We start from the raw sequence: 22,690 nt of genomic DNA, 5'->3' as shown, positions 1-22,690 counted from the left end.
CGCAACTGTTTGAGACAGGACTACATTGATTAGATGTGGTTTCTGTGATGGGGCAAGAGACTCGATAACAATGAACGAGTTTTGCGGATGACAATGGTTTTGCCTACTTTTCCCGAAAGAAAAGTAGGTCGAGCCGACGGCTTATTCCAAAATAGGATGAGTACTCGGCAAGATCCCATTATGATCATTCATACCTCAAGGTTATTCTCTATATCAAGGTTAATCTATGAAACCCGTTATTGCGCTCATTGGTCGTCCAAACGTCGGAAAATCAACGCTATTTAACCAAATCACCAAAAGTCGTGATGCTTTGGTTGCTGACTTCGCTGGTTTAACTCGTGACCGCAAATATGGCGATGCGGTTTATCAAAATAAATCATTCATTGTCGTAGATACGGGCGGTATTGGTGAGAATGAAGGTGGCATTGACTCCTACATGGCAGAGCAGTCAAAAACTGCAATCCATGAAGCAGACATCATTGTTTTTGTCGTTGATGCACGTGCTGGCTTATTGGCTTCAGATGAGCAAATTGCTCGTGAGCTACGTACATTAGGCAAGAAAGTACATTTGGTTGCTAACAAGGTCGATGGTGTACATGCAGAAGCTGCATTAGTTGAATTCTATAAGCTCGGTATGGGCGAACCGATGCAGGTTGCGGCCAGTCATGGTCGTGGTGTGCAGCAAATGCTTGAAGAAGTGTTGGCTGAAGTTCCAGAAGATGAAAATCCAGACGAGCACAACAAAAATACAGGTTTGCGTTTAGCGATTATTGGTCGTCCAAACGTTGGTAAATCAACTTTGGTCAACCGTTTACTGGGCGAAGAACGTGTTGTTGCGTTTGACCAGCCGGGTACAACGCGTGACTCGATTTATATTCCTTATGAGCGTGATGGTCGCCAATACACCTTGATTGATACTGCGGGTGTACGCCGTAAAGGTAAGGTTGATGAGATGATTGAGAAATTCTCAATCGTTAAAACTTTGCAAGCGATGAAAGATGCGCATGTGGTGGTTGTGGTTGTCGATGCACGTGAAGGGATTGTTGAACAAGACTTACATTTGATTGGTTATGCGCTCGAAGCGGGCCGTGCTATGGTTATTGCGATCAACAAATGGGACAACATGACCGAATATGATCGTAAGCAATGTAAACTTGATGTTGAACGCCGTTTTGACTTTATTCCATGGGCAAAAATCCATTTGATTTCAGCTTTACATGGTACAGGCGTGGGTGAGCTTTATCCTTCGATCCATCGTGCTTATGAGTCAGCAAACTTAAAAGTTTCACCTGCAAAACTGACTCAGATTCTAAGTGATGCAACTGAGGCACATCAGCCGCCAATGATCAGTGGTCGTCGTATTAAAATGCGTTATGCGCATATGGGCGGACAAAATCCGCCAACGATCGTCATTCATGGTAATAAGGTGGATAAGACACCAGCGGATTATCGTCGTTATCTGGAAAATGTATTCCGTAGAGTGTATAAGCTTGAAGGTACACCTGTCCGTATTGACTTTAAAACTTCTGAAAACCCATTTGAAGGACGTAAGTCGCAAGTGGATGAACGCGTTGCAGCACGTAAACGTCGTTATGTTCAGAAATTTAAAAAAGCGGAAAAGAAATTCAAGCGTTAAGCCGTACTTAATGCTCAAAAGCCCAAAGTTTGCTTTGGGCTTTTTTGGTTCTATTGTTTTATTAATAAATATTAATAATCAGGTTTTTTGTTTAGCTAGACTTCAGAGAAAATTGACAATAAGTATTTAAGCATAAGTTATTGAAATATAATGAAAATAAATTTTTTGTTAAATTTCGTGCTAGTGCTATAATGCCACCGCAAAATTTCCTTAAATTGTCTATTTTTTAAACCAGATTGGATTGTGCATTGCATGTTTAAATTACATCTAACGCAGCCTCAGCTTACCTATGCACAGCAAAACTATGCTGCGCTAGAGGCTATTCCTGCAATGCAACGTCGCCGTTTATCTCCATTGGCAAAAATGGCTCTCCATGGCGCATTAACCGCTTTGGCAGGCAAGCATGCAGATTATATCGTCTGGGTTTCAAAATACGGGGATGAGCAAAAAACTTTAGATATTTTAAAAGATGTATTACAAGAACAAACACCATCACCTACACAATTTTCAACCTCTGTCCATAATGCGATTGCAGGCTTATATTCGATTTTGTGTCAGGACGATACACCTTCTACAAGCTTGAGTTGTGAATGGACAGAAGCCTTGATTGAAGCCTATGCCATTTTAAAATCCAGCACCACAGTAAAGCGTGTTTTGGTGGTGGCTTATGATCAAGCTTTACCTGATCTCTACAGTGATGCATCTGATTTTCCAGCATTTTCGTTGGCAACGGTTGTGAGTCTGGAAGAGCCTAATTTAGAGATTCTGGCATTATCTGGTTCAGAGCACATGGAAAGTTTGGCTTTTTACCAATTTTGGCAATCTGTAGAAGAAAACCCGTCTGTAGTGAGATGGAAAAAATGTTAAAGCTTAAGCAGATCAAACAAAAAACCAATTATTTTTGGCGTGTTGCCGCCACAGGATTTAGCTTTGCAAGTTTTGGTGCAGGCGGTATCGGCATTGCAACATTGGTTGCGCCTTTGGTTCATGTGACCAGCCGTGATCCACAAATCCGCCAGCAACGTGCGCAGCAAGTGATTCGTTATAGCTTTAAAGGCTTTACCGAAATGATGGTCAAGTTAGGCGTCATGACCTATTCGGTAGAAGGGCTGGAAAAATTACAAAATAGTCGCCAAGAACTGGTGATTGCCAATCATCCCACCTTGATTGATGTGGTGGTGATGATTGGTCTGATGCAACAAGCCAATTGTGTGGTTAAGCAATCATTATGGTCAAATCCCTTTACGCGTGGGCCAGTCCGTAGCGCAGGTTATATTCTAAATGCAGGTTCGCAGCAGTTTATTGAGGATTGCGTGGTTCGGTTAAAAGAGCAGGGCGCAGCTTCATTGTTGATCTTTCCTGAAGGGACCCGCACGGAAAAAGGCGAATCTCTGAACGAGTTTCAACGCGGTGCTGCAAATATTGCCATCCGTGCCAATGTGCCAGTGCGTCCAGTATTGATACGTTGTACACCGTCGACCTTAACCAAAAATGAAAAATGGTATCATGTACCTGCGCAACCCTTTCATATTGAAATTAAGGTACTCGATGCAATTGAGGTCAAAGACCTATTAGCGGATTCAGACGTTAGCCCTAAGCAGGTACGTCAGTTGAATCAACAGTTTTATCAAATTTTTAATGATGAGTTATCTAAAAATGAGCAATCTTGCTGATGAATTAAAGCAAATGATTATTGATGTTCTCGCACTTGAGGATATTAGCATCAGTGATATTGAAACCGACGCTCCACTTTTTGGTGAGGGTTTAGGTTTAGACTCAATTGATGCTCTAGAGTTGGGCTTGGCATTGAAAAAGCGTTACAACATTCATTTGAATGCCGAGTCAGATGAGACCAAACAACATTTTAAATCAGTTCAAAGTCTAGTGGCTTTGGTTGAAGCACAGCAAGCAGTTTAAGGAGTAGATCGATGTTAACTCAAGAACAGGTGCTGGCAAAATTAAGAGAATGGATGCAGGATTTATTTGAAATTGAGCCTGACGATATTCAGCTTGATTCAAATTTATATGAAGATCTTGACGTCGACAGTATTGATGCCGTGGATTTAGTGGTGAAAATTAAAGAACTGACTGGCAAGCAAGTGAAGCCAGAAGACTTTAAGGCCGTCAGAACAGTACAAGATGTGGTTGTTGTCATTCAGAATATGACGGCTGAATGAAACATCTGTTCAGAGGGGGCGTGATCACATTTTTTGTGTTATACCCCTTTATTGTCGGATGGAGTCTATCGCATGGTCAGTTTCTCTGGGTCAGTGGTTTACTCGTCGTTCTGGGTATACTTCGTTTAGTCAGTGCGAAAAAAGACTTGATGTTACCTTTGACTGGACTGGCCATTATTTGTGGTGGTTTGAGTCTGATTTTAAAAGATCATGCCTGGCTAAAGCTTTATCCAGTTGGGATGAGTTTGGGCGCTTTGCTTATCTTTGCCCTGACATTATATAAGCCACCTTCCATGATTGAGCGTTTTGCCCGTCTGATGGAACCTGATTTACCGGCATCGGGGGTACAGTGGACACGTAAAGTGACTGTGGTCTGGTGTATATTTTTCAGTATCAATGCCCTGATTGCATTGGCAACCTGCTTTGCACCAATGAAATTTTGGGTGATCTATAATGGTTTTATCTCTTACGTTTTGATGGGAATTTTATTATTGGGTGAGTTTATCTTGCGCAAAAGACATCAACGTTTAAATCAAACAATATCTTAAAATACTATGCCTATCTTCTTTTATAACGATACCGATTCAGCGAAAACGTTTTGTATTAGTGCTGAATTTAAAACCATTTCTTATGCGGACTTTTGGCAAGATGTTGCTGAACAGACAGCGGCTATTCAAAATTTACCTCAACATATCTGGGCGTTATGGGAGCAGGACAGTTACCAATTTAGCGTTCTGTTTTTTGCAGGCTTGCTCGCGAACAAAAAAATTATTTTACCGCCGCATCGAGTGCGTGATTTAGAGCAACAATTTTTACAGCAAGATATTCATTTTCTTGAGCGTCAACCTGTTCAAGCATCTTTAAAGGGCAGTGAATATGAAGCGAACCTGATGAGCTTACAAAAGGATGAATTCCTCAATCAGGCGGAAGTAATGTTTTTCACCTCTGGCTCAACAGGGGAACCAAAAAAGATTGAACGTACTTTAAAGCAGCTTTTAAATGAAGTTTCAGGCTTGACCAGTAGTTTTCAGCTCAATAAAAAAAGTGCTGCGATTGCGACGGTTAGCCACCAACATATCTATGGATTATTGTTTAAGTTGCTTTTACCGTTGGCAACGGGTCGTCCTTTTTTCAATACACAACTGGCTTTCCCGGAAGATGTTATTCAGGCACAGCAGCGCTTAGCTCAAGCGGGTTGGACGAATTATGTGATCTCAAGTCCTGCGCTATTAAAACGTTGGAGTCAGGATTTAGCTTTAAAACATTGTGAAATGACCTTTAGCTCAGGTGGAAAACTGGATGCAGGTATTCGTCCGAATTTGAATGTACCGATTGTGGAAGTTCTGGGTAGCTCTGAAACGGGGGGCATCGCACACCGTCATCAGGATGAGGCCGCTTGGACAGCATTTGATAATGTTGAGATTCAGATTTCGGCAACCACGCAGCTTATGGTGCAAAGTAACCATGCTGGTGAGTCTGGCTGGATCATTACTGGGGATGCGGCTGAATGGATCGACATCAATCTGAAGCAATTTAAATTATTGGGACGACTGGATCGGATTATCAAGCTCGAAGAAAAGCGTTTAAGTCTGGATGCCATTGAACAGCAGATCAATACTTTGGTTGAGGTTGAACAAAGTCATGCCTTGGTGACGGAACATCAGAATCGCCAAATTCTGGCGTGCATTGTGGTGCTTACACCAGCGGCTCAGCAGCAACTGATTGAACTGGGTAAAGCTACATTTGTGAAGAAGTTAAAGCAGCAGCTCCAGTTTCAGCTTGAAACCATTGCGATTCCAAGACAATGGCGTTTCCTCAGTCAGATTCCACAAAATGCGCAGTCAAAACGAGATAAAAACTATTTAAAAGCGCTCTTTGCACCAATGCTACAACCCGTGGTTTTATCTCAGTGGCAGGTGCAGGATGAGCAGTATCTTTTACTCGAGTTTCCTCCTGAACTGGAATGTTTTAAAGGACATTTTCCGAATCAACCGATTTATCCTGGCGTTGGGCAGATCAGTTTTATTCAGCAGTTTGCCAAGAACAGCTGGTCTGACTTAAATGAGTGTCAGGGCTTGGAGCAGATCAAGTTCCAGAATCTGATACGTCCTTATGCGGTGATACAATTAAAATTAACGCGAAAACAGCATAAAATTAGCTTTGAAATGACTGCTGCAGAACAGACTTTGGCTTCTGGCCGTCTTTCGTTTGCCGTTGATGAGGTGTAGGGGCAGTTATGTTGACATATAGCATTGTGATTCCTGTTTATAATCATCCGCACTATCTGGCTGATCTGGTGCAGCATTTATCCCAGTTCCAGTATCCGATCATCTTGGTTAATGATGGCAGTGATGCTGCCTGTACAGCGATTCTGCATCAACTGGCACAACACAATGCTTTGGTCGATTTGGTTGAGCATCCAGAAAATTTAGGTAAAGGCCAAGCCGTGATAACGGGCCTGCAACATGCAGCACAACGAGGCATGAGCCATGTATTGCAAATAGATGCAGATGGTCAGCATTGTTGGGACGATGTGGCGAAATTTATTGCGTTATCGCAACAGCATCCACAGGCGATGGTAATTGGGCAACCTGTTTTTGATGCTTCTGTACCGAAAAAGCGCCTCTATGGCCGTTATGTCACACACTTCTGGGTCTGGCTGAATAGCCTGTCTTTTGAGATTAAAGACAGTATGTGCGGTTTCCGCATCTATCCATTGGCACAAACAATACCGATCCTGAACACAGCTCGATTCCAGCCGCGAATGGGCTTTGATAGTGAGATTCTGGTACGGTTAAAGTGGGAAAATATCCAGTTTGTAAATGTGCCGACCAAGGTGATTTATCCTGAACATGGCATTTCTCATTTTAATGTGTGGCGAGATAATCTCGGATTAAGCAAAGCGCATGCAAGACTATTTGCTGGCATGCTGATTCGTTTGCCTAAATTAGTCTGGCATAAGATCAAGGCTGACTAATTTTATGGTACAGCACAGAACAGATCGCACTTGGCACGATATTAAAGAGCGTGGCGGGCTTTTACCCTTGATGCTGATGCTTGGTTTTTATCGTTGTGGCGGGCGCTGGTTATGCCGTGTCGTGCTGTACTTTATTATCATGTGGTATTGGCTCTTTGCCGTGACTGCACGTAAGGCATCGCTGCAATATTTACAACGTTTGCATCAGTTTGCAGGCACACAATCACCATTTGAAGCGATGCCGAACTGGACCAATAGCTATACGCATTTTATGCAATTCGGCGAATGCATTTTAGATAAAATTGAAGGCTGGTTAGGTCATATTCCTGAACAAAAATTACAGTTATTCGGGCATGAGCATTTTCAGCAGCATTATCAGAAAGGTACGATTATTGTGGTGTCGCATTTTGGCAATATTGAATTGTTGCGTGCGATAAAATCTGAACATCCACAAAAAATTAACGTGCTGGTCTATCAAAAGCACGCGTCTCAATTTAACCAGTTTTTAAAAAAAATTAATGATAAAGCCGATGTGAATTTAATTTCTGTCGATGAATTGGGAATTGAAACTGCCATATTGTTGCAGGAAAAAATGCAGCAAGGTGAGTGGGTCATCGTGGCCGCAGATCGTGTCCCTGTGCAATCAGATCGTGTGCAAAGCGTACAGTTTTTAGGTCGAGAAGCGGCTCTACCTCAAGGTGCATGGATTCTGGCAAATTTACTCAAAGTGCCTGTGCTAGCAGTGTTTTGTTATCGTGCCCAGCAAAACTTTCAGGTGCATATTCATTTGATTGCTGAACAGGTCGATTTACCGCGTAAAACCCGTTTAAGCAGCATGCAACACATCACACAATCCTATGTCACCGTATTAGAACAGCATTGCTTACGTGCACCGTATCAATGGTTTAATTTTTATCAGTTTTGGACAAAATAACGTGAATGCAAGTCAAATTGAAGTAAGGGTCAAGCCTGTTCTGATTGTGGGGGAACAAGCGCTGAGTATCGAAGATGTGGTGGCCGTTGCCCGACAAGAGATGCAAGTGGCTTTACCTACGTCAACGGCTTGGCGTGAATTGATTCAGCGCGGGGCTGACTTTTTAGATCAACTCTTGCTTGATGAAGGTGTGATTTATGGTGTAACCACGGGTTATGGCGATTCCTGTCTGGTTGAAATTCCCATGCATCAGGTCAATGAACTACCTTTGCATTTGTCTCGTTTTCATGGCTGTGGTTTGGGTGAAAATCTGGACCTGATCACTGCACGTGCGGTTGTGATAACACGTCTTTGTTCATTGGCGCGTGGTTATTCAGGTGTCTCTTTGGCCTTGCTGGAGCGTCTGGTCTGGATGCTCAATGAAAATATCATTCCTGTGATTCCATCGGAAGGTTCTGTTGGCGCAAGTGGTGATTTGACCCCTTTATCTTATATTGCTGGTGCTCTGGTCGGCGAGCGGGATGTCTATGCACAAGCTAAGGTTGTGCCGATCGCCCAAGTCTATACCGAGAAAGGAATTCAGCCGCTCATCTTGCGTCCCAAAGAAGGGTTGGCACTGATGAATGGTACCGCTGTGATGACGGCGATTGCTTGCTTAAACTATAAAAAGGCTGAACAGGTGGCATTGGCAAGTACTTTGATTACAGCCTTAAATGTACTGGCACTTGAAGGGAATCCAAGTCATTTCGATGAAGTCCTCTTTGCACAAAAGCCTCATCAGGGGCAGCAGCTGATTGCACAGCAACTACGTGAATGGCTGAATAGTGAAGTACAAACAGCACATCAAAGTCCACGTTTGCAGGATCGTTATTCCTTACGTTGTGCACCGCATATTATTGGGGTGTTTGAAGATTCAAAAACATGGTTACGCCAGTTTATTGAAAATGAATTAAATTCGAGTAACGATAATCCATTGATCGATCCTGTGAACTTACGGGTACTGCATGGTGGACACTTCTATGGTGGGCATATTGCACAGGCTATGGATAGTTTAAAGATCATGATTGCTAATATTGCGGATCTGATGGATCGTCAAATTGCACAACTGGTTGATCATAAAATGAATCATGGATTGCCGCGTAATCTGACAGGCTCTGGTGCAGACCGCTTGCCACTAAATCATGGTTTTAAAGCGGTACAAATCGGGGTGTCAGCTTGGACTGCTGAAGCATTGAAACATACGCTAGCGGCCTCTATTTTTTCTCGTTCTACCGAATGCCATAATCAGGACAAAGTGAGTATGGGCACCATTGCAGCACGGGATGCAACTCGTGTGATTACCTTGACTCAGCAGGTTCTGGCGGCTTTATGTTGTGCCAGCGTACAGGCGGTGCATTTAAAAGGTGTGGTCTCACAACTCAGTCCAAGTTTAAAAGCCTTTGTCGAATGGACCTTACAAAGTTTTGCATTACTTGAAGAAGACCGTCCATTACAAACTGAATTACAACAAATCATTGATCGTTTCGACAACTTTGAATTGTTCAATCAGTTTCAGGAAAAGGCATAGGAGCGCACAATGCAGGCAGATGTAATCATTGAGATTCCTTTTCATGATGTCGATACCATGAATGTGGTCTGGCATGGACATTATTTAAAGTATTTTGAAATCGCCCGTTGTAAGTTGCTGGAACAGTTTAATTATAACTACAACCAGATGAGAGCATCAGGCTATGCATGGCCCGTGATTGAAAGTCATGTGCGTTATGTACAGGGCATTGAGTTTGAACAGAAAATCAAAGTCCGTGCCATTTTAAAAGAGTGGGAGAATCGTTTAAAAATCGAGTATTTGATTCTGGATGCAGAAACTGGACGCCGCTTAACCAAGGGTTATACCACACAAGTTGCGGTAAACATTGCCAATCGTGAAATGTGTTTTCAGTCTCCGCAAGTTTTACTGGACTGTTTGAATGCTTGGGATGCATTTAAGGAGCATCATCATGATTAATCTGCTCTCGAATATCTTACAGTGCCTGCTGCAAAAACGTCACTGGTTAGCACTGCACAGTGTTGTTTGGAGTTTGTTGCTCAGTTTCAGTGTGGCTGCTTCTGCCAATACTGAACAGGTATCTTCGATTTTTAAGCAGCTGTCTAAAAGTGACATCGTACGTGCTGATTTTGAGCAGCAAAAGAAACTCGCCAGTTTGAATAAAACCTTTACTTCTAATGGTGCCTTGACCTTTGCCAAAGCTAATGGCGTGCTGTGGCAAATTAAGCGTCCTGTTCAGGCAGATCTGATCGTTACGCAAAAGAAACTCGTCCAGAAAACACAGAGAACCTATAGCCAGATTCAGATTGATCAGTCACCTTATAGTTCGGTTGCAACTTTATTTTTACAGTTGATGTCTGGTGATGAAAAGGCACTGGCAAAGAATTTTAATGTCGTTTCAGCGGATTATCGACCAACAGGCTGGAATATTGCTTTAACACCTAAATCAGGATTATTTAAAAAGCTGTTTGTGCGAATAGATGCACAAGGACAGCAATATGTGAATAAAATTGTGATTCAGGAACAGGGCAATAACAGCACCACGATTTTATTCCGTAATCAAAATACTCAACCGAACCAACTCACGGCTGCTGAAGATGCGCTTTTCCAATTGGCAAAATAAATTTACTGCCATCTGGTTAGTTTTTTTAACCATTGTTGGACTTGCGCTTGCAGTGGCATGGTTGAAAAAGGATATTCATATCCAGACCAATATTTTTGCTTTGTTGCCTGAAACACAGCAAAATCCTGAACTCGCGCAAACTCAGAAATATATAAGCGATCAACTGAATGAGAAAGTTTTTGTCGTTTTAGAGAGCTCAGATCAACAGGCCTTAGCGCAAGCGACTCAACTGTTCCAGCAGAAACTGCAACAAAGTGATTTGTGGCAGCCGCTGAAACCACAACTCGATTTAGAACAATTTTCCAAACAGTTGTATCAGCATCGGGCAGGCTTACTGAGCCAGCAAGATCGGCAGGTCTTACAGCAACAGGATTATGAAGCACTGACTGAGCAAAGCTTGATGCAACTCATGAGTGTCGGCATACCGATTACCGCGTCCTCATTGCAGCAGGATCCGTTGTTGTTATTTCCACGTTATATGTTAAATGTGGTAAATCAGGCGGGAAGTCATATCGAGTTGGAAGACGGATTCGCCACGATTCATGATGAGCAGAAAATATCCCGTTTATTGGTGTTGGAATTAAAGAACAGTCCTTATAACATCGATTATCAGGAACAGGTCACAGGCTGGATTGAACAGCTAAAACCGCAGCTTGCACAGCTCAAGGTCAAGTCACATTGGACTGGAACCATTTTATTTTCTAATTTCGGCACACAGTCTGCGAAACAGGAAATTTCAACCATTGGGTTAGGCTCGACGTTTGGATTAATTTTATTGGTCTGGTTTGGTTTCCGTTCATTTCGTCCACTCATCACTGAATTTATCGCTGTATCAACTGGGAGCTTGCTGGCATTTGCAGTGACCCATCTGGTGTTTGGGGAAATTCACCTGATGACGCTGGTGTTTGGGGCAAGTTTAATCGGGGTCTGCGTCGATTTTTCTTTCTATTTTATGGCGATGCAATCCCAGCACCGTCAGCTGGATGGCTTTAAAATTCTAACCCCGTTGTTACCCAGCTTGTTTATGGGCTTAATGACAACGGTGGTGGCTTATATTTTTCTAAGTTTCACGCCATTTCCTGCCTTTAGACAAATTGCAGTCTTTTCGATTGTCGGTCTGGTTGCGGCCTGGATCACCAGTGTCTTGTTATTGCCACGCTTACCGCCTTTAAATGCACAGCCTGCAATTCGCCGTCTGGTCTGGATCGGGCAGGTGAGACAATGGTTTCAGCAGCATCAGAAAGTTCGCTATGGCTTTATTTTAACTATTCTGGTGATCGGTGGTGTCAGTCTATTCGCTTTGCAAGCGAATGATGATATTCGTAATTTGCAAAGCATGGACAGCAAGCTGAAACAGGAAGATCAGTATATTCGTTCTCTATTTGGGCAACAGCAAAGTAGTGACTATTTTGTGGTACGGGCAAACTCGACTGCTGAGCTTGAACAACAGGAGTCAAAATTAGTTCAGCAACTGCAACACTTGCAGGCGCAAGGCCAGATTGAAAGCTTTCAGGCTTTGGGACAATGGATTCCACCCTTCGCTCAGCAACAGCAAAATGTGAAATTGCTGCAGCAAATTCCAGCAACCGCACTGAAAAACTATGCAGAAAGCATGGGTTTAAAGTTTGCAGATGTGCAGCAGTGGCAACAGCAATTGCAGCAGCAACCTTTATTGACACAGCAGGTTTTTCAGCAGCATCCATTGGCATTTTTGCAGCCTAATCCAACCGAACGTCTGGTCATGGTCAGTGGGGTGAAACAGGTCGATATATTGCAGCAACTGGAATCGTCCCATATTGATTTTCAGCAACCTGTCAGTACGCTTTCGCTTGCTTTTGCACAGCATCGCCAGCAAGCCCAGCACTTACTGATTTATGCTTTGCTGAGCTTGGCTATCGGGTTGGGTATCATCTATGGCAAGCATTCAATCCTGCCGCTGGTTCTACCGGTCAGTTTGGCGTTATTGACGACGTTTGCCATTCAGGCATGGCTAGGTGTGGAAATTAACCTGTTTAGTATCATGGGAACTTTCCTGATTATCGGGATTGGCGTGGATTATGCGATTTTCTATCGACATGGACATGATCATCCCCAGATCGTTGGCATGGCACTGTTTTTGTGTATGATGTCGACCTTATTGGGCTTTGGTTTATTATCATTAAGTCATACCTATGCAATTCATTGTTTCGGTTTAACTGTTTTATTGGGCGTCATCTTTTCATTTATTTATGCGACATTGCTTACACCAGCAGATCAAAAACATATTGTGAACTTACAAGAGCATTAGAAGATTTAAGTTTTAGGGGTTGAGATGAGTACTTTACAACACACAGATGTGGTGATTATAGGCGCTGGGCCTTCGGGCAGTTCAGCCGCAGCCTTACTTCGTCAAAAAGGCTATGCAGTGACGGTGATTGAGAAGCAATATTTTCCACGCTTTTCAATTGGCGAATCGCTATTGCCACAATGTATGGTGTTTCTGGAAGAAGCGGGACTATTGGAAACGGTGCGTGCGCATGTTGAAGAGCATGCTTTCCAGTTTAAAAATGGTGCTGCATTTCTATGTGGTGAGAAACGAAGTTACTATGATTTCACTGAGAAGTTTAGTGAAGGTCCTGGTACCACTTGGCAAGTTCGCCGTGCTGATTTTGACCATTTACTGGCTCAGCAGGCACAGCATTATGGTGCTGATATACGCTTTGGGCACGAAGTGATTGCAGTCGATGTTGAGACTGAACATCCAGTTTTGACAGTGATGGATGAAGCACAACAACACTATCAAATTCAGGCCAGATTTTTATTGGATGCCAGTGGATTCGGGCGCATCTTACCGAAGTTTCTAGAATTAGAAAGTCCGTCAAATTTTCCTGTTCGTCGTGCCTTATTTACCCATATTGAAGATGGCATTGGTGACCGTGCCGATTTCGATCGTGAGAAAATTCTGATCACGGTCCATGAAAAAGATCGCCGTGCATGGTACTGGCTGATTCCTTTTGCGGATGGTCGCGCATCATTTGGTGTGGTGGCAGAACAGGATTTCTTTGATCATTATCATGTGGAAGATGTGACACAGAATGAGCCAGAAGCATTATTGAAACGCATTCTGGCAGATGATCCTGCTTTATCTGCGATATTACAGCAAGCAAAATTTGATACACCAGTGCGTACTTTGGTCGGTTACTCCGCCAATGTAAAACATTTGGCAGGGCGTAATTATGCTTTACTCGGCAATGCGGGAGAGTTTCTTGATCCGGTATTTTCCTCGGGTGTAACCATCGCACTGAAATCTTCCAGTCTGGCGATTCCTTTGCTTGATCGTATGTTGCAAGGTGAACCAGTGGACTGGATGCAGGAATATGAAATGCCTTTACGTAAAGGTATTCAGGTGTTCCGTGCTTATGTGGAGTCTTGGTATGAAGGTGAATTTCAGGATGTGGTATTTGCAACGCATCAAAATGACGGAATTCGCCGTATGATTTCCTCACTTTTGGCAGGATATGCATGGGATGATCACAACCCAATTCATAAAAATGCCAAGCGCCGTTTAAGTACTCTGGCTGAGTATTGCCGTGATGGTGTGGCGCAAGAGAAAGCCTTTGAGGTTTAATATGCAATGGATTTGGGCCAGCCTATTGTGCTGTAGTGTATTAGTATTTACGGGCTGTCAGCTGACACCGCATGCGCAAGGGCTGCAAAGCAGTCATTGGCCTGCGCAGCAATATCAACGACAAGATCAAGTTGAAGTGCAGTGGAAAGACAAGAGCTTTGGTTTTTTGCTATATCAGCAGCAGCAGGGACAGCAGCTTAGTCTGGTGGGTCTTGGACTGACAGGACAAGCCTTGTTTCAGTTGCAGTTTGATGGACAGCAGGTCAAGGTACAGCAACGCATTGACCAGATGCGCTTACTTCCTTTTGAGTTTGTGGTTCGGGATATTTTATTTGCAACTTATCCTGAATTTGCAACCTTGGGACAGCAGGGCGTCACTGTTAAAAATGGCGAGTATCAGCAGCAGGTGTTGATTCAGCAGAAAGTCATTTTGCAGATCCAGAAAAATGGCAGTTCAATTGAGTTGGATAATGTGCAAGTCCCTTATCGCATGACTTTAAGTCCGATTGAAAATACTTTAAATAGTGATCAACCTGAGCAAGGGATGCAGCCATGAGTCACTCTTTATCTCAGCAAGCACCGTTGCAAGCGGTTGGTATTCCCCTCAGTGTCGGACTATCCGCATTAGGTCAGGATATTCCGCACATTCGCGAACGTTTAACGACGCCTGACAATACCCTAACACTGGAAACAGGATTTTTAGCTGATCGTCCAGTTTGGGTAGGGCGTTATGCAGATGCATTAATTGAAACCGTGCCAGAATCTTTAAAGATATTTGATTCGCGGAATCTACGTTTTGCCTTGACTGCGCTGCAAAAAATTGAGGTTGAGCTCCAACAGCAGATTGCGGGAATTGATCCAAAACGTCTTAGTATTGTGATGGGAACTTCAACCTCTGGTATTTCTGACAGTGAGAAATTACTCAAGCAGTACTTTAATGGTGATGAAACGCTTGAAATTTCACATCAGCCACAGGAAATGGGCTGTCTGGCAAAAGCACTGCAACATTATCTAGGCTGGCAGGGCGCTGCTTATACCATTTCGACGGCTTGCTCATCGAGTGCAAAAGCATTTGCTGCGGGACAGCGTTTAATTCAGGCTGGATTGGCAGATGCGGTACTGGTGGGTGGTGTCGACAGCTTATGTCAATTGACCTTAAACGGGTTTAATAGTCTGGAAAGCTTATCTGCTGATATTTGCCAACCCTGCGGTATCAATCGTGATGGAATTAATATTGGTGAAGCTGCTGCATTATTTTTACTAACCAAGGCATCTGCACCCATCATGCTCTACGGTGTGGGTGAGTCGATGGATGCATGGCATATTTCTGCACCTCATCCTGAAGGTTTAGGGGCTGCGACAGCGATGCAGCGCGCTTTAGAAAGTGCCGCGGTTACACCTGAACAGGTGGGATATATCAATTTGCATGGGACTGCCACACCGCAAAATGATGCAATGGAAATCAAGGCAGTTCGGCAAATCTTCTCCGCTCAGCATGTGGCATTAAGCAGTACCAAGCACAAGACAGGGCATTGTTTGGGTGCTGCGGGAGCGATAGAAGCTTTTATTTGTACCCAGTTATTAAAAGATCAGAACTGGTTGCCCTTACATCAACACACAGAAATTGATCCTGATCTGGCGGACCAGCACTATGTCACTGATTCTCAGCAGACTGGGAATATTAAGTATGTGTTGAGTAACTCTTTTGCCTTTGGGGGCAGTAATATCAGCTTATTATTTGGTGTGGGAACATAAATGAAACTGGATGCAATTCAATATATTCCGCACGAACAGCCCATGGTCTTTATTGATCATCTGGTTGAGGTCAATGACGGTTATGCGATTGCTGAACTGACCATTTGCCCTGAGCTAATGTTCTGTGAAGCAGCAGGTTTGCCAACATGGACAAGCATTGAAATTATGGCACAGACCATTAGTGCTTATTCTGGCTGGATGGGACAGCAATTACAGCAAGCGCCCAAGGTCGGCTTCCTATTGGGAACACGAAAACTTCAATTACCTTTTGCCTATTTTTCACTTGGGCAGACACTAAAAGTTCGGGTTGAACAGCAATATCTGCATGAAGGCTTAGGGCAGTTTTCTTGTGAAATTCACTGCAATGCGCAGGTGATTAGTGCCATGTTAAGTGTTTATGAGCCGACAGATCCATCGACACAGACTTTATCGTTTTAGGAACAACAATGAATAGAAGAATATTAGTGACAGGCTCAAGTCGTGGGATTGGTAAGGCAATTGCATTGCAACTGGCTCGAGCGGGTTTTGATGTCACCATTCATGCGCGTTCGCGTGAAGCAGAAGCCGCGCAAGTGGTTGAACAGATTCAAAGTCTTGGGCAAAACAGCCATTATTTATTATTTGATGTGAATGAACGGGAACTGGTAAAAAGCCTATTAGAACAAGATGTTGAGCAGCATGGGGCATTCTATGGTGTGGTGCTGAATGCAGGTCTTACCCATGACGGTGCATTTCCAGCTTTAACCGATCAGGACTGGGATGAAGTCATTTCGACCTCGTTAGATGGGTTTTATAATGTGCTTAAGCCTTTGATTATGCCAATGATCCATTTACGTAAAGGTGGGCGTATTGTCACACTTTCTTCGGTATCTGGGATTATGGGCAATCGTGGACAAGTGAATTATAGTGCAGCAAAAGCAGGGCTGATCGGCGCGACTAAAGCATTGGCTCTGGAATTAGCCAAGCGCAAAATTACGGTGAATTGTGTTGCACCAGGCCTGATTGAAACCGAAATGGTCACTGAAGAAGTTAAAGAGCACGCCTTAAAAATGATTCCAATGCAACGCATGGGACAGGTCGATGAAGTTGCTGGTGTAGTGAAATTCTTGTGTTCAGATGAGGCATCGTATATTACCCGTCAGGTGATTTCGGTCAATGGAGGACTGATCTGATGAAGCGTGTTGTGGTTACAGGCATGGCAGGTATTACCTCATTAGGCGAAACTGCGGATGAAATTTTTGCGCAATTCCATGCAGGTAAAAGTGGCATTTGCTATATGCCTGAGTGGGAGCAATATCCAGATTTAAGAACCAAGCTGGCGGGACCTGTTAGTAGCTTTCAGGTTGCCAAGCATTTTAACCGCAAGGTCACGCGTGGCATGGGACGGGTTGCGCTTATGTCCGTGATCAGTGCGGAAAATGCATTACAGGATGCAGGACTTATTGATCACGAAATCCTGAAAAGTGGCGATGCTGGCGTGGCTTTCGGTTCATCGGCAGGTAGCGTCGATGCCGTTCGCGAGTTTGGTAATATGTTGATTGATCAGGATATGAGTAAGATCAATGCCACCACTTATATCCGGATGATGTCCCATACCAGCGCCGTGAATATGACGGTCTACTTCGGTTTAAAAGGATTAACCTTACCGACTTCAAGTGCATGTACCTCAGGTTCAATGGCCATTGGTCAGGCTTATGAAGCGATTAAATATGGCAAACAGACTGTCATGATTGCAGGCGGAGCAGAGGAACTGAGTGCCGCAGGGGCAGCAGTTTTTGATGTGCTATTGGCCACCAGTGGAATGAATGATCATCCTGAAAAATCCCCCCGCCCATTTGATACACAACGTGATGGCTTAGTGATTGGTGAAGGTGCGGGTAGCCTGATTCTTGAAGAATATGAACATGCCAAGCAGCGTGGCGCCACGATCTATGCTGAAATTATTGGCTATGCAAGCAATACCGATGGACAGCATGTCACCAGACCTGATACTGAAAGAATGGGACAATGCATGCAAATGGCACTTAAAGATGCCAAGCTGGATGCCAGCCAGATTGATTATGTCAATGCACATGGAACTTCTACCGATCAGGGTGATATTGCAGAAAGTCAGGCCACTGCACGAATATTAGGACGTAAACCGATTAGTTCCTTAAAAAGCTATTTTGGACATACTTTAGGTGCTTGTGGTGCGATCGAGGCGTGGTTAGGAATTGAAATGATGCAACGCGGACAATTGATTCCCACCCTGAATCTGGATGAAATCGATCCACAATGCGGTGATCTGGATTATATTACTCAACAGGTAAGAACGAGTGATATCAATATAATGATGAGCAATAACTTTGCTTTTGGCGGTATTAATACGTCACTGATTTTTAAACGTGTAACATAACGAGGGGCATAATAATGTCAATGAAACAATTATTTCTAGCAACAATTTTAAGCACAGGTTTTGCTGCATCTGTTCAAGCTGCCGATACTGTACATAATTTTGATTTTAAAACTGCTGTAGATCGTGCAGTTGCTGATGGTACTTTAGATGGGAGCGTAAAGTTCTATCTGAAAGGAAATAAAGCAGGCGGCAAGGTGTTAGAACAAGATATCGTGACCAATCAGAAGACCAATGGCTTTGGCAAGTCGGCTGAAAAGTCATGTGACTGGGTACTTCGTTCTGCATTGATACAGTTAGACAAAGCTGCGAAAGCACGTGGTGCCAATGCTGTGACGAATATTGTAAGTTATTTTAAAAAGAATGAAGCACAAAGCTCAACCACCTATCAATGCTATAAAGGCATGGCGGTAGCAAGTGTTGCGCTCAAAGGCGATCTTGTTAAATTTTAAGCATAGATAAGATCAGGTTAAGCCAATGACGACACGTGAAATTGAAATCCATGTTCAGGCATTGGCTCAACTGCTTGAAAAGAAGAAAACAGATTTTTCTGATTTAAGAAGCTTTAATCATTATAAAAAACAGCAGATTCAGGCCCGACGTAATCAGTTGCTTGCCGAACAACTGGATTGCTGCATAGATAAACTGATTTTTGACAAACATGAGCATGGTAAACCTTTTTTAAGCTCTCATTCCTTACATTTTAATCATTCGCATAGTCAGCAATATTATGCGTTGGCAATGAGTGAGCGTGTTCAAGATATCGGTATTGATGTTGAGGAGCTAGATCGAAAAGTCCGTTACGATGCTTTGGCGCAGCATGCATTTCATCCCGAGGAATACCATATTTGGCAACAGCAAGATCAGGATCTGGAATATTGGTTTAGAGTTTGGACCACCAAAGAAGCGATTTTAAAAGCCTCTGGTTTAGGGATTCGTCTGGATCTGAATAGCTTGAATACGCAGGTTCATCCCTCAAATCAGGGCGGCATGTGTTCACATCCATTGATTGGAACTTTTGCATATCAGAACTTTATCCTGAACCAGAAAATCGTGGTGACTATCGCATGGCGGGCAGAGCAATCTTGCCGAGGTTTTCAGTTTCCAAAAATTCAGATTGTTCAGCATTAAGGCCGACAGGTATTGTAGATTTTAACGCGATAAAAAATGCCAGCATATTGCTGGCATTTTATTTGAATCCAAGAGGAGAGGGATTTAAGGAATCTCTTCTTCTTCAAATTCAGGTTTAACTTGAACAATAAAGTCCTGACGATTCAGACCACGCCATAAAGCGAATGCTGTACCGATATAAATCGATGAGTAAGTTCCCACGAATACACCGACAAACATAGCAACAGAGAACCAGTGTAAGCCATCACCACCCAAGAACATCATGGCAAGTACCACGAGTAATAAAGTCATCGAGGTGTGGATGGTACGACGTAAGGTTTCTGTCAGTGCAATATCAACGATTTCACGAGGTGTTGCACCGCGAATCTTACGGAAGTTCTCACGGATACGATCCGATACAACGATGTTATCGTTGAGCGAGAAACCAATCACCGCAAGTACCGCAGCCAATACGGTTAAGTCGAAAGGCCATTGGAACAATGCGAATGCACCGATGATAATGATGATGTCGTGAAATAACGACATGACCGCACCCATCGCGAGTTTAAACTCGAAGCGGATGGTCACGTAGATCAGCATCAAGATCAATGCAAGCGCCACTGCACCTGCAGAACGCACATAAAGCTCATTACCTACTGCACCACCAACAGAGTCCACTTTATGAACTTCTACGGTGTTATTTGGCAATTGAACGGCTTTAGTAATGCTATTGCTCAGGTCTTCGACGTCCAGATCTTCTTGTACAGGCATACGTACGATCAGGTCAGTATTACTTCCCAAGGTTTGTACCACTGCATCTTTAAAGCCAGCACGATCAAGTGCCTGCACCACTTGCGAAGGCTGCACACCTTGCTTGTAGTTCAATTCAGCAGAAATACCGCCAGTGAAGTCCAAACCGAGGTTTAGACCTTTGGTTGCGATAAAGAAGATACTCGCAATCGTCAGCAGGATCGAGAAGATAGCCGCAGGTTTGGCAATCTTCATGAACGGGATAATTTTCAGGTTATCCGGGCGACCGTATTGTTTTGAGTCTTGTTGAGTCAGATCAGTCATGTGAATCTCCTTAAATACTCAACTTTTTCAAATTACGGCGTTTGCCATAAATGAGCTGTACGATGGCACGAGTTACGGTAATTGCAGTAAACATCGAACACACAATACCAATCATCAAGGTCACAGCGAAGCCTTTAATCGGGCCTGTACCAATAGCGAATAAGATAAACGCAACGAGGAATGTGGTTAAGTTCGAGTCAAGAATGGTGTTATAGGCTCGATCATAACCCGCCACAATCGCCTGTTTTGGCGAGGCGCCCCAGAGCATTTCTTCCCGTATTCGTTCACAGATCAGGACGTTGGCATCGACCGCCATACCGATGGTAATGACAATACCCGCAATACCTGGCAAGGTGAGGGAAGCCCCAATCCAAGACATCACGGTTAAGATCATGGCAAGGTTAAAGACTAAGGCAAAGTTTGCGATTAAACCGAATAAACGGAAGAATACAACCATCCAGATCGCAACCAGTAAGAAGCCGATCTGAGTCGATAACACACCTTTGTCAATGTTTTCCTGACCTAAGCTTGGACCAACTACACGTTCTTCTACGAAGTACATCGGCGCAGCAAGTGCACCTGCACGAAGCATCAAGGCAAGTTCAGCCGCTTCTTGTGGTGAATCTAGACCGGTAATACGGAATTGTGAACCAAGCACCGCCTGAATGGTTGCAGCATTGATCACGACAGATTCAGTATATGGGGTACGAACTTCGGTTTGAACGCCAGTATTCGGGTCTGCAACGTAAGAGATTTTTTGTTTATTTTCAATAAACAGTACCGCCATACGTTTGCCGACAGCACCACGTGTTGCATCTGACATGAGCTTACCGCCCGCAGTGTCTAGCGTGATGTTTACTTCGGCGCCGCCTGAGTCCTGACTAAAGCCAGAGCTTGCATTCTGAACACGTTCACCCGTCAAGATACGGTTACGTTGCAACAGCAACTGACGACCGCTATCAAGTGATTGGTAAGCGAACACTTCAGTGCCTGGAGGAAGTGGCTGACCATTATATTTACCTGTATATGGATCGATATATTGATCATTACTATCCGCAACCAGACGGAACTCTAAGTTTGCTGTACGACCCAAGACACGTTTTGCTTCTGCTGTATCTTGGACACCGGGTAATTCAACCACAATACGGTTGCTACCTTGTGTTTGTACCAAAGCTTCTGCCACACCGAGTTCGTTAATACGGTTACGTAAGGTGGTTAAGTTTTGGTTCACTGCATAAGATTGAATTTCCTGACGACGTGTATCGGTATAATTCAGTCTTAAGGTTGCACCAGATGAAGTCGCAACAGCCTGTTGTGTAAACTCATTCCCATTGCGACGCAAGAAATCAGTCGCTGCATCACGGTCTGCATTGTTTGCAAACTGGACAGTAATGGTGTTGTTGTTTAACGCCAAGTTGTTAAATTTGATTTTGTTATCACGGAATTGACGACGCAAATCAGTCGCAGATGTTTCCATACGCTGACTAATTGCTTTATCCATGTCGACTTCGAGCAAGAAGTGTACACCGCCACGTAAGTCCAAACCGAGTTTCATCGGTTTCGCACCAATCTTTTGCAACCACTCAGGTGTGGTCGGCGCAAGGTTGAGTGCAACTACATAGTCATCACCGAGATCACGACGAAGGACTTCTTTCGCTTTTAACTGCGCTTCAGAAGAACTTAAACGTAATAATGCCGCATTGTTGGTGAAGCTATTGTCGTGACTGCTAATATCGGCAGTTTTTAAAATCTGCTCAGCTTTTTGCACGATAGTCTGATCAATCTTGGTGCCTGCTTTGGCCCCAGAAATCTGGACAGCAGGTTCATCTGGATACAGACTTGGAAGTGCATATAACGTACTGATCACAAGGACAACCAGGATCAGTAAATATTTCCATGCAGGGTAACGCATTCGCTTTCTTCTTAAATGAAAAAGTCGTGCTGAGGCACGACTATTTTATGATTAAAGGTTATTTAATGTGCCTTCAGGTAATACTGAAATGACACTCGCACGCTGGATTTTTACCTCAACACCACGAGTGAGTTCAACAACTGCAAAGTCACCTTCGAGTTTGATAATTTTCCCCATTAAGCCACCAGCAAACACGATTTCGCTGCCTACACCCAAGCTCTCGATCAAAGAACGATGTTCTTTGGCACGTTTCGCTTGTGGTCTCCAGATCAAGAAGTAGAAAATTGCGATAAATACCGCGATCATCAACAAGTTAGCCATCAAGCTTGGACCTTGTGTCGCAGCAGGGGCAGCGTGAGCAGTAGAGATGAAAAGACTCATTTCGTTTTCCTAAAATTAAAAAGCCAAAAAATTAACAATAAATTCCAATTCGTTTTGCAATGTACC

The 22,690-nt window shown here is 43.6% G+C and carries 24 protein-coding genes; 21 read left to right on the top strand and 3 right to left on the bottom strand.

Annotated elements, in window-relative coordinates:
• The first annotated feature begins 226 nt into the window (after nucleotides 1–226).
• From der to AWW72_RS01005, 21 genes are all read left to right on the top strand, one after another.
• Nucleotides 227–1,636: a ribosome biogenesis GTPase Der gene (gene der / locus AWW72_RS01105; RefSeq protein ID WP_004775614.1), complete on the top strand. Its 1,410-nt coding sequence runs from the start codon at nucleotides 227–229 to the stop codon at nucleotides 1,634–1,636.
• Between the two features lie 252 nt (nucleotides 1,637–1,888).
• Nucleotides 1,889–2,503 (top strand): beta-ketoacyl synthase chain length factor, encoded by a 615-nt coding sequence (locus AWW72_RS01100; protein ID WP_062846165.1) that lies wholly within the window; start codon nucleotides 1,889–1,891, stop codon nucleotides 2,501–2,503.
• Complete coding sequence (locus tag AWW72_RS01095) at nucleotides 2,488–3,309, top strand: lysophospholipid acyltransferase family protein (protein ID WP_139126642.1); 822 nt, start codon at nucleotides 2,488–2,490, stop codon at nucleotides 3,307–3,309. Before AWW72_RS01100 ends, AWW72_RS01095 begins: the two co-directional genes overlap by 16 nt.
• Entirely contained in the window at nucleotides 3,293–3,553 is a 261-nt protein-coding gene (locus AWW72_RS01090; RefSeq protein ID WP_004775609.1) for a phosphopantetheine-binding protein, read from the top strand. Before AWW72_RS01095 ends, AWW72_RS01090 begins: the two co-directional genes overlap by 17 nt.
• 11 nt (nucleotides 3,554–3,564) lie before the next feature.
• Nucleotides 3,565–3,813, top strand: coding sequence for an acyl carrier protein (locus tag AWW72_RS01085; protein ID WP_005193178.1), 249 nt, complete (start codon nucleotides 3,565–3,567; stop codon nucleotides 3,811–3,813).
• Nucleotides 3,810–4,361, top strand: a complete 552-nt coding sequence (locus AWW72_RS01080; RefSeq protein WP_005259640.1) for a COG4648 family protein — start codon at nucleotides 3,810–3,812, stop codon at nucleotides 4,359–4,361. The genes AWW72_RS01085 and AWW72_RS01080 overlap by 4 nt, the downstream gene beginning before the upstream one ends.
• Before the next feature lie 6 nt (nucleotides 4,362–4,367).
• Nucleotides 4,368–6,041, top strand: coding sequence for an ApeI family dehydratase (locus AWW72_RS01075; protein WP_062846164.1), 1,674 nt, complete (start codon nucleotides 4,368–4,370; stop codon nucleotides 6,039–6,041).
• A gap of 8 nt (nucleotides 6,042–6,049) precedes the next feature.
• Complete coding sequence (locus AWW72_RS01070; RefSeq protein WP_062846163.1) at nucleotides 6,050–6,790, top strand: glycosyltransferase family 2 protein; 741 nt, start codon at nucleotides 6,050–6,052, stop codon at nucleotides 6,788–6,790.
• A 4-nt stretch (nucleotides 6,791–6,794) separates the two neighbouring features.
• Entirely contained in the window at nucleotides 6,795–7,724 is a 930-nt protein-coding gene (locus AWW72_RS01065; RefSeq protein WP_062846162.1) for a lysophospholipid acyltransferase family protein, read from the top strand.
• A gap of 1 nt (nucleotide 7,725) precedes the next feature.
• The gene (locus AWW72_RS01060; RefSeq protein WP_062846191.1) at nucleotides 7,726–9,291 is read left to right on the top strand and encodes an HAL/PAL/TAL family ammonia-lyase; all 1,566 of its coding nucleotides are present in this window, start codon (nucleotides 7,726–7,728) and stop codon (nucleotides 9,289–9,291) included.
• A 9-nt stretch (nucleotides 9,292–9,300) separates the two neighbouring features.
• Nucleotides 9,301–9,729: an acyl-CoA thioesterase gene (locus AWW72_RS01055; RefSeq protein ID WP_004775601.1), complete on the top strand. Its 429-nt coding sequence runs from the start codon at nucleotides 9,301–9,303 to the stop codon at nucleotides 9,727–9,729.
• Complete coding sequence (locus AWW72_RS01050) at nucleotides 9,722–10,393, top strand: LolA family protein (RefSeq protein ID WP_062846161.1); 672 nt, start codon at nucleotides 9,722–9,724, stop codon at nucleotides 10,391–10,393. Before AWW72_RS01055 ends, AWW72_RS01050 begins: the two co-directional genes overlap by 8 nt.
• Nucleotides 10,368–12,680 carry an MMPL family transporter gene (locus AWW72_RS01045; RefSeq protein WP_062846160.1) on the top strand — a complete coding sequence of 771 codons (2,313 nt, stop codon included), beginning with the start codon at nucleotides 10,368–10,370 and terminating at the stop codon, nucleotides 12,678–12,680. The genes AWW72_RS01050 and AWW72_RS01045 overlap by 26 nt, the downstream gene beginning before the upstream one ends.
• Before the next feature lie 24 nt (nucleotides 12,681–12,704).
• Nucleotides 12,705–14,000 (top strand): NAD(P)/FAD-dependent oxidoreductase, encoded by a 1,296-nt coding sequence (locus tag AWW72_RS01040; protein ID WP_062846159.1) that lies wholly within the window; start codon nucleotides 12,705–12,707, stop codon nucleotides 13,998–14,000.
• Nucleotide 14,001: 1 nt separating this feature from the next.
• A complete protein-coding gene (locus tag AWW72_RS01035; protein WP_062846158.1) occupies nucleotides 14,002–14,556 on the top strand; it encodes a DUF3261 domain-containing protein in 555 nt (184 codons plus the stop codon).
• Nucleotides 14,553–15,755 (top strand): beta-ketoacyl-[acyl-carrier-protein] synthase family protein, encoded by a 1,203-nt coding sequence (locus AWW72_RS01030; protein ID WP_062846157.1) that lies wholly within the window; start codon nucleotides 14,553–14,555, stop codon nucleotides 15,753–15,755. Before AWW72_RS01035 ends, AWW72_RS01030 begins: the two co-directional genes overlap by 4 nt.
• Entirely contained in the window at nucleotides 15,756–16,193 is a 438-nt protein-coding gene (locus AWW72_RS01025; RefSeq protein WP_062846156.1) for a hotdog family protein, read from the top strand.
• A gap of 8 nt (nucleotides 16,194–16,201) precedes the next feature.
• Nucleotides 16,202–16,927, top strand: a complete 726-nt coding sequence (locus AWW72_RS01020; RefSeq protein ID WP_004775592.1) for a 3-ketoacyl-ACP reductase FabG2 — start codon at nucleotides 16,202–16,204, stop codon at nucleotides 16,925–16,927.
• Nucleotides 16,927–18,150, top strand: a complete 1,224-nt coding sequence (locus tag AWW72_RS01015) for a beta-ketoacyl-ACP synthase (protein ID WP_047429288.1) — start codon at nucleotides 16,927–16,929, stop codon at nucleotides 18,148–18,150. Before AWW72_RS01020 ends, AWW72_RS01015 begins: the two co-directional genes overlap by 1 nt.
• Nucleotides 18,151–18,164: 14 nt before the next feature.
• Complete coding sequence (locus AWW72_RS01010) at nucleotides 18,165–18,599, top strand: hypothetical protein (RefSeq protein ID WP_062846155.1); 435 nt, start codon at nucleotides 18,165–18,167, stop codon at nucleotides 18,597–18,599.
• Between the two features lie 25 nt (nucleotides 18,600–18,624).
• Nucleotides 18,625–19,278: a 4'-phosphopantetheinyl transferase family protein gene (locus tag AWW72_RS01005; protein ID WP_062846154.1), complete on the top strand. Its 654-nt coding sequence runs from the start codon at nucleotides 18,625–18,627 to the stop codon at nucleotides 19,276–19,278.
• 84 nt (nucleotides 19,279–19,362) lie between these two features.
• Here AWW72_RS01005 and secF read toward each other — a convergent pair whose 3' ends face one another.
• From secF to yajC, 3 genes are read right to left on the bottom strand one after another with little or no spacing between them, the layout of a single operon-like run.
• Nucleotides 19,363–20,331, bottom strand: coding sequence for a protein translocase subunit SecF (secF, locus tag AWW72_RS01000; RefSeq protein ID WP_005259599.1), 969 nt, complete (start codon nucleotides 20,329–20,331; stop codon nucleotides 19,363–19,365).
• Nucleotides 20,332–20,341: 10 nt separating this feature from the next.
• Complete coding sequence (secD, locus tag AWW72_RS00995; protein ID WP_005259597.1) at nucleotides 20,342–22,243, bottom strand: protein translocase subunit SecD; 1,902 nt, start codon at nucleotides 22,241–22,243, stop codon at nucleotides 20,342–20,344.
• Nucleotides 22,244–22,294: 51 nt separating this feature from the next.
• On the bottom strand, nucleotides 22,295–22,624 hold the full coding sequence (yajC, locus tag AWW72_RS00990; protein WP_004775585.1) for a preprotein translocase subunit YajC: 330 nt from the start codon (nucleotides 22,622–22,624) through the stop codon (nucleotides 22,295–22,297).
• Nucleotides 22,625–22,690 lie beyond the last annotated feature (66 nt).

Source organism: Acinetobacter sp. NRRL B-65365 (genome assembly GCF_001605865.1).
Taxonomy (GTDB): Bacteria; Pseudomonadota; Gammaproteobacteria; order Pseudomonadales; family Moraxellaceae; genus Acinetobacter; species Acinetobacter vivianii.
This window is presented reverse-complemented; position numbering and strand designations above follow the sequence as displayed.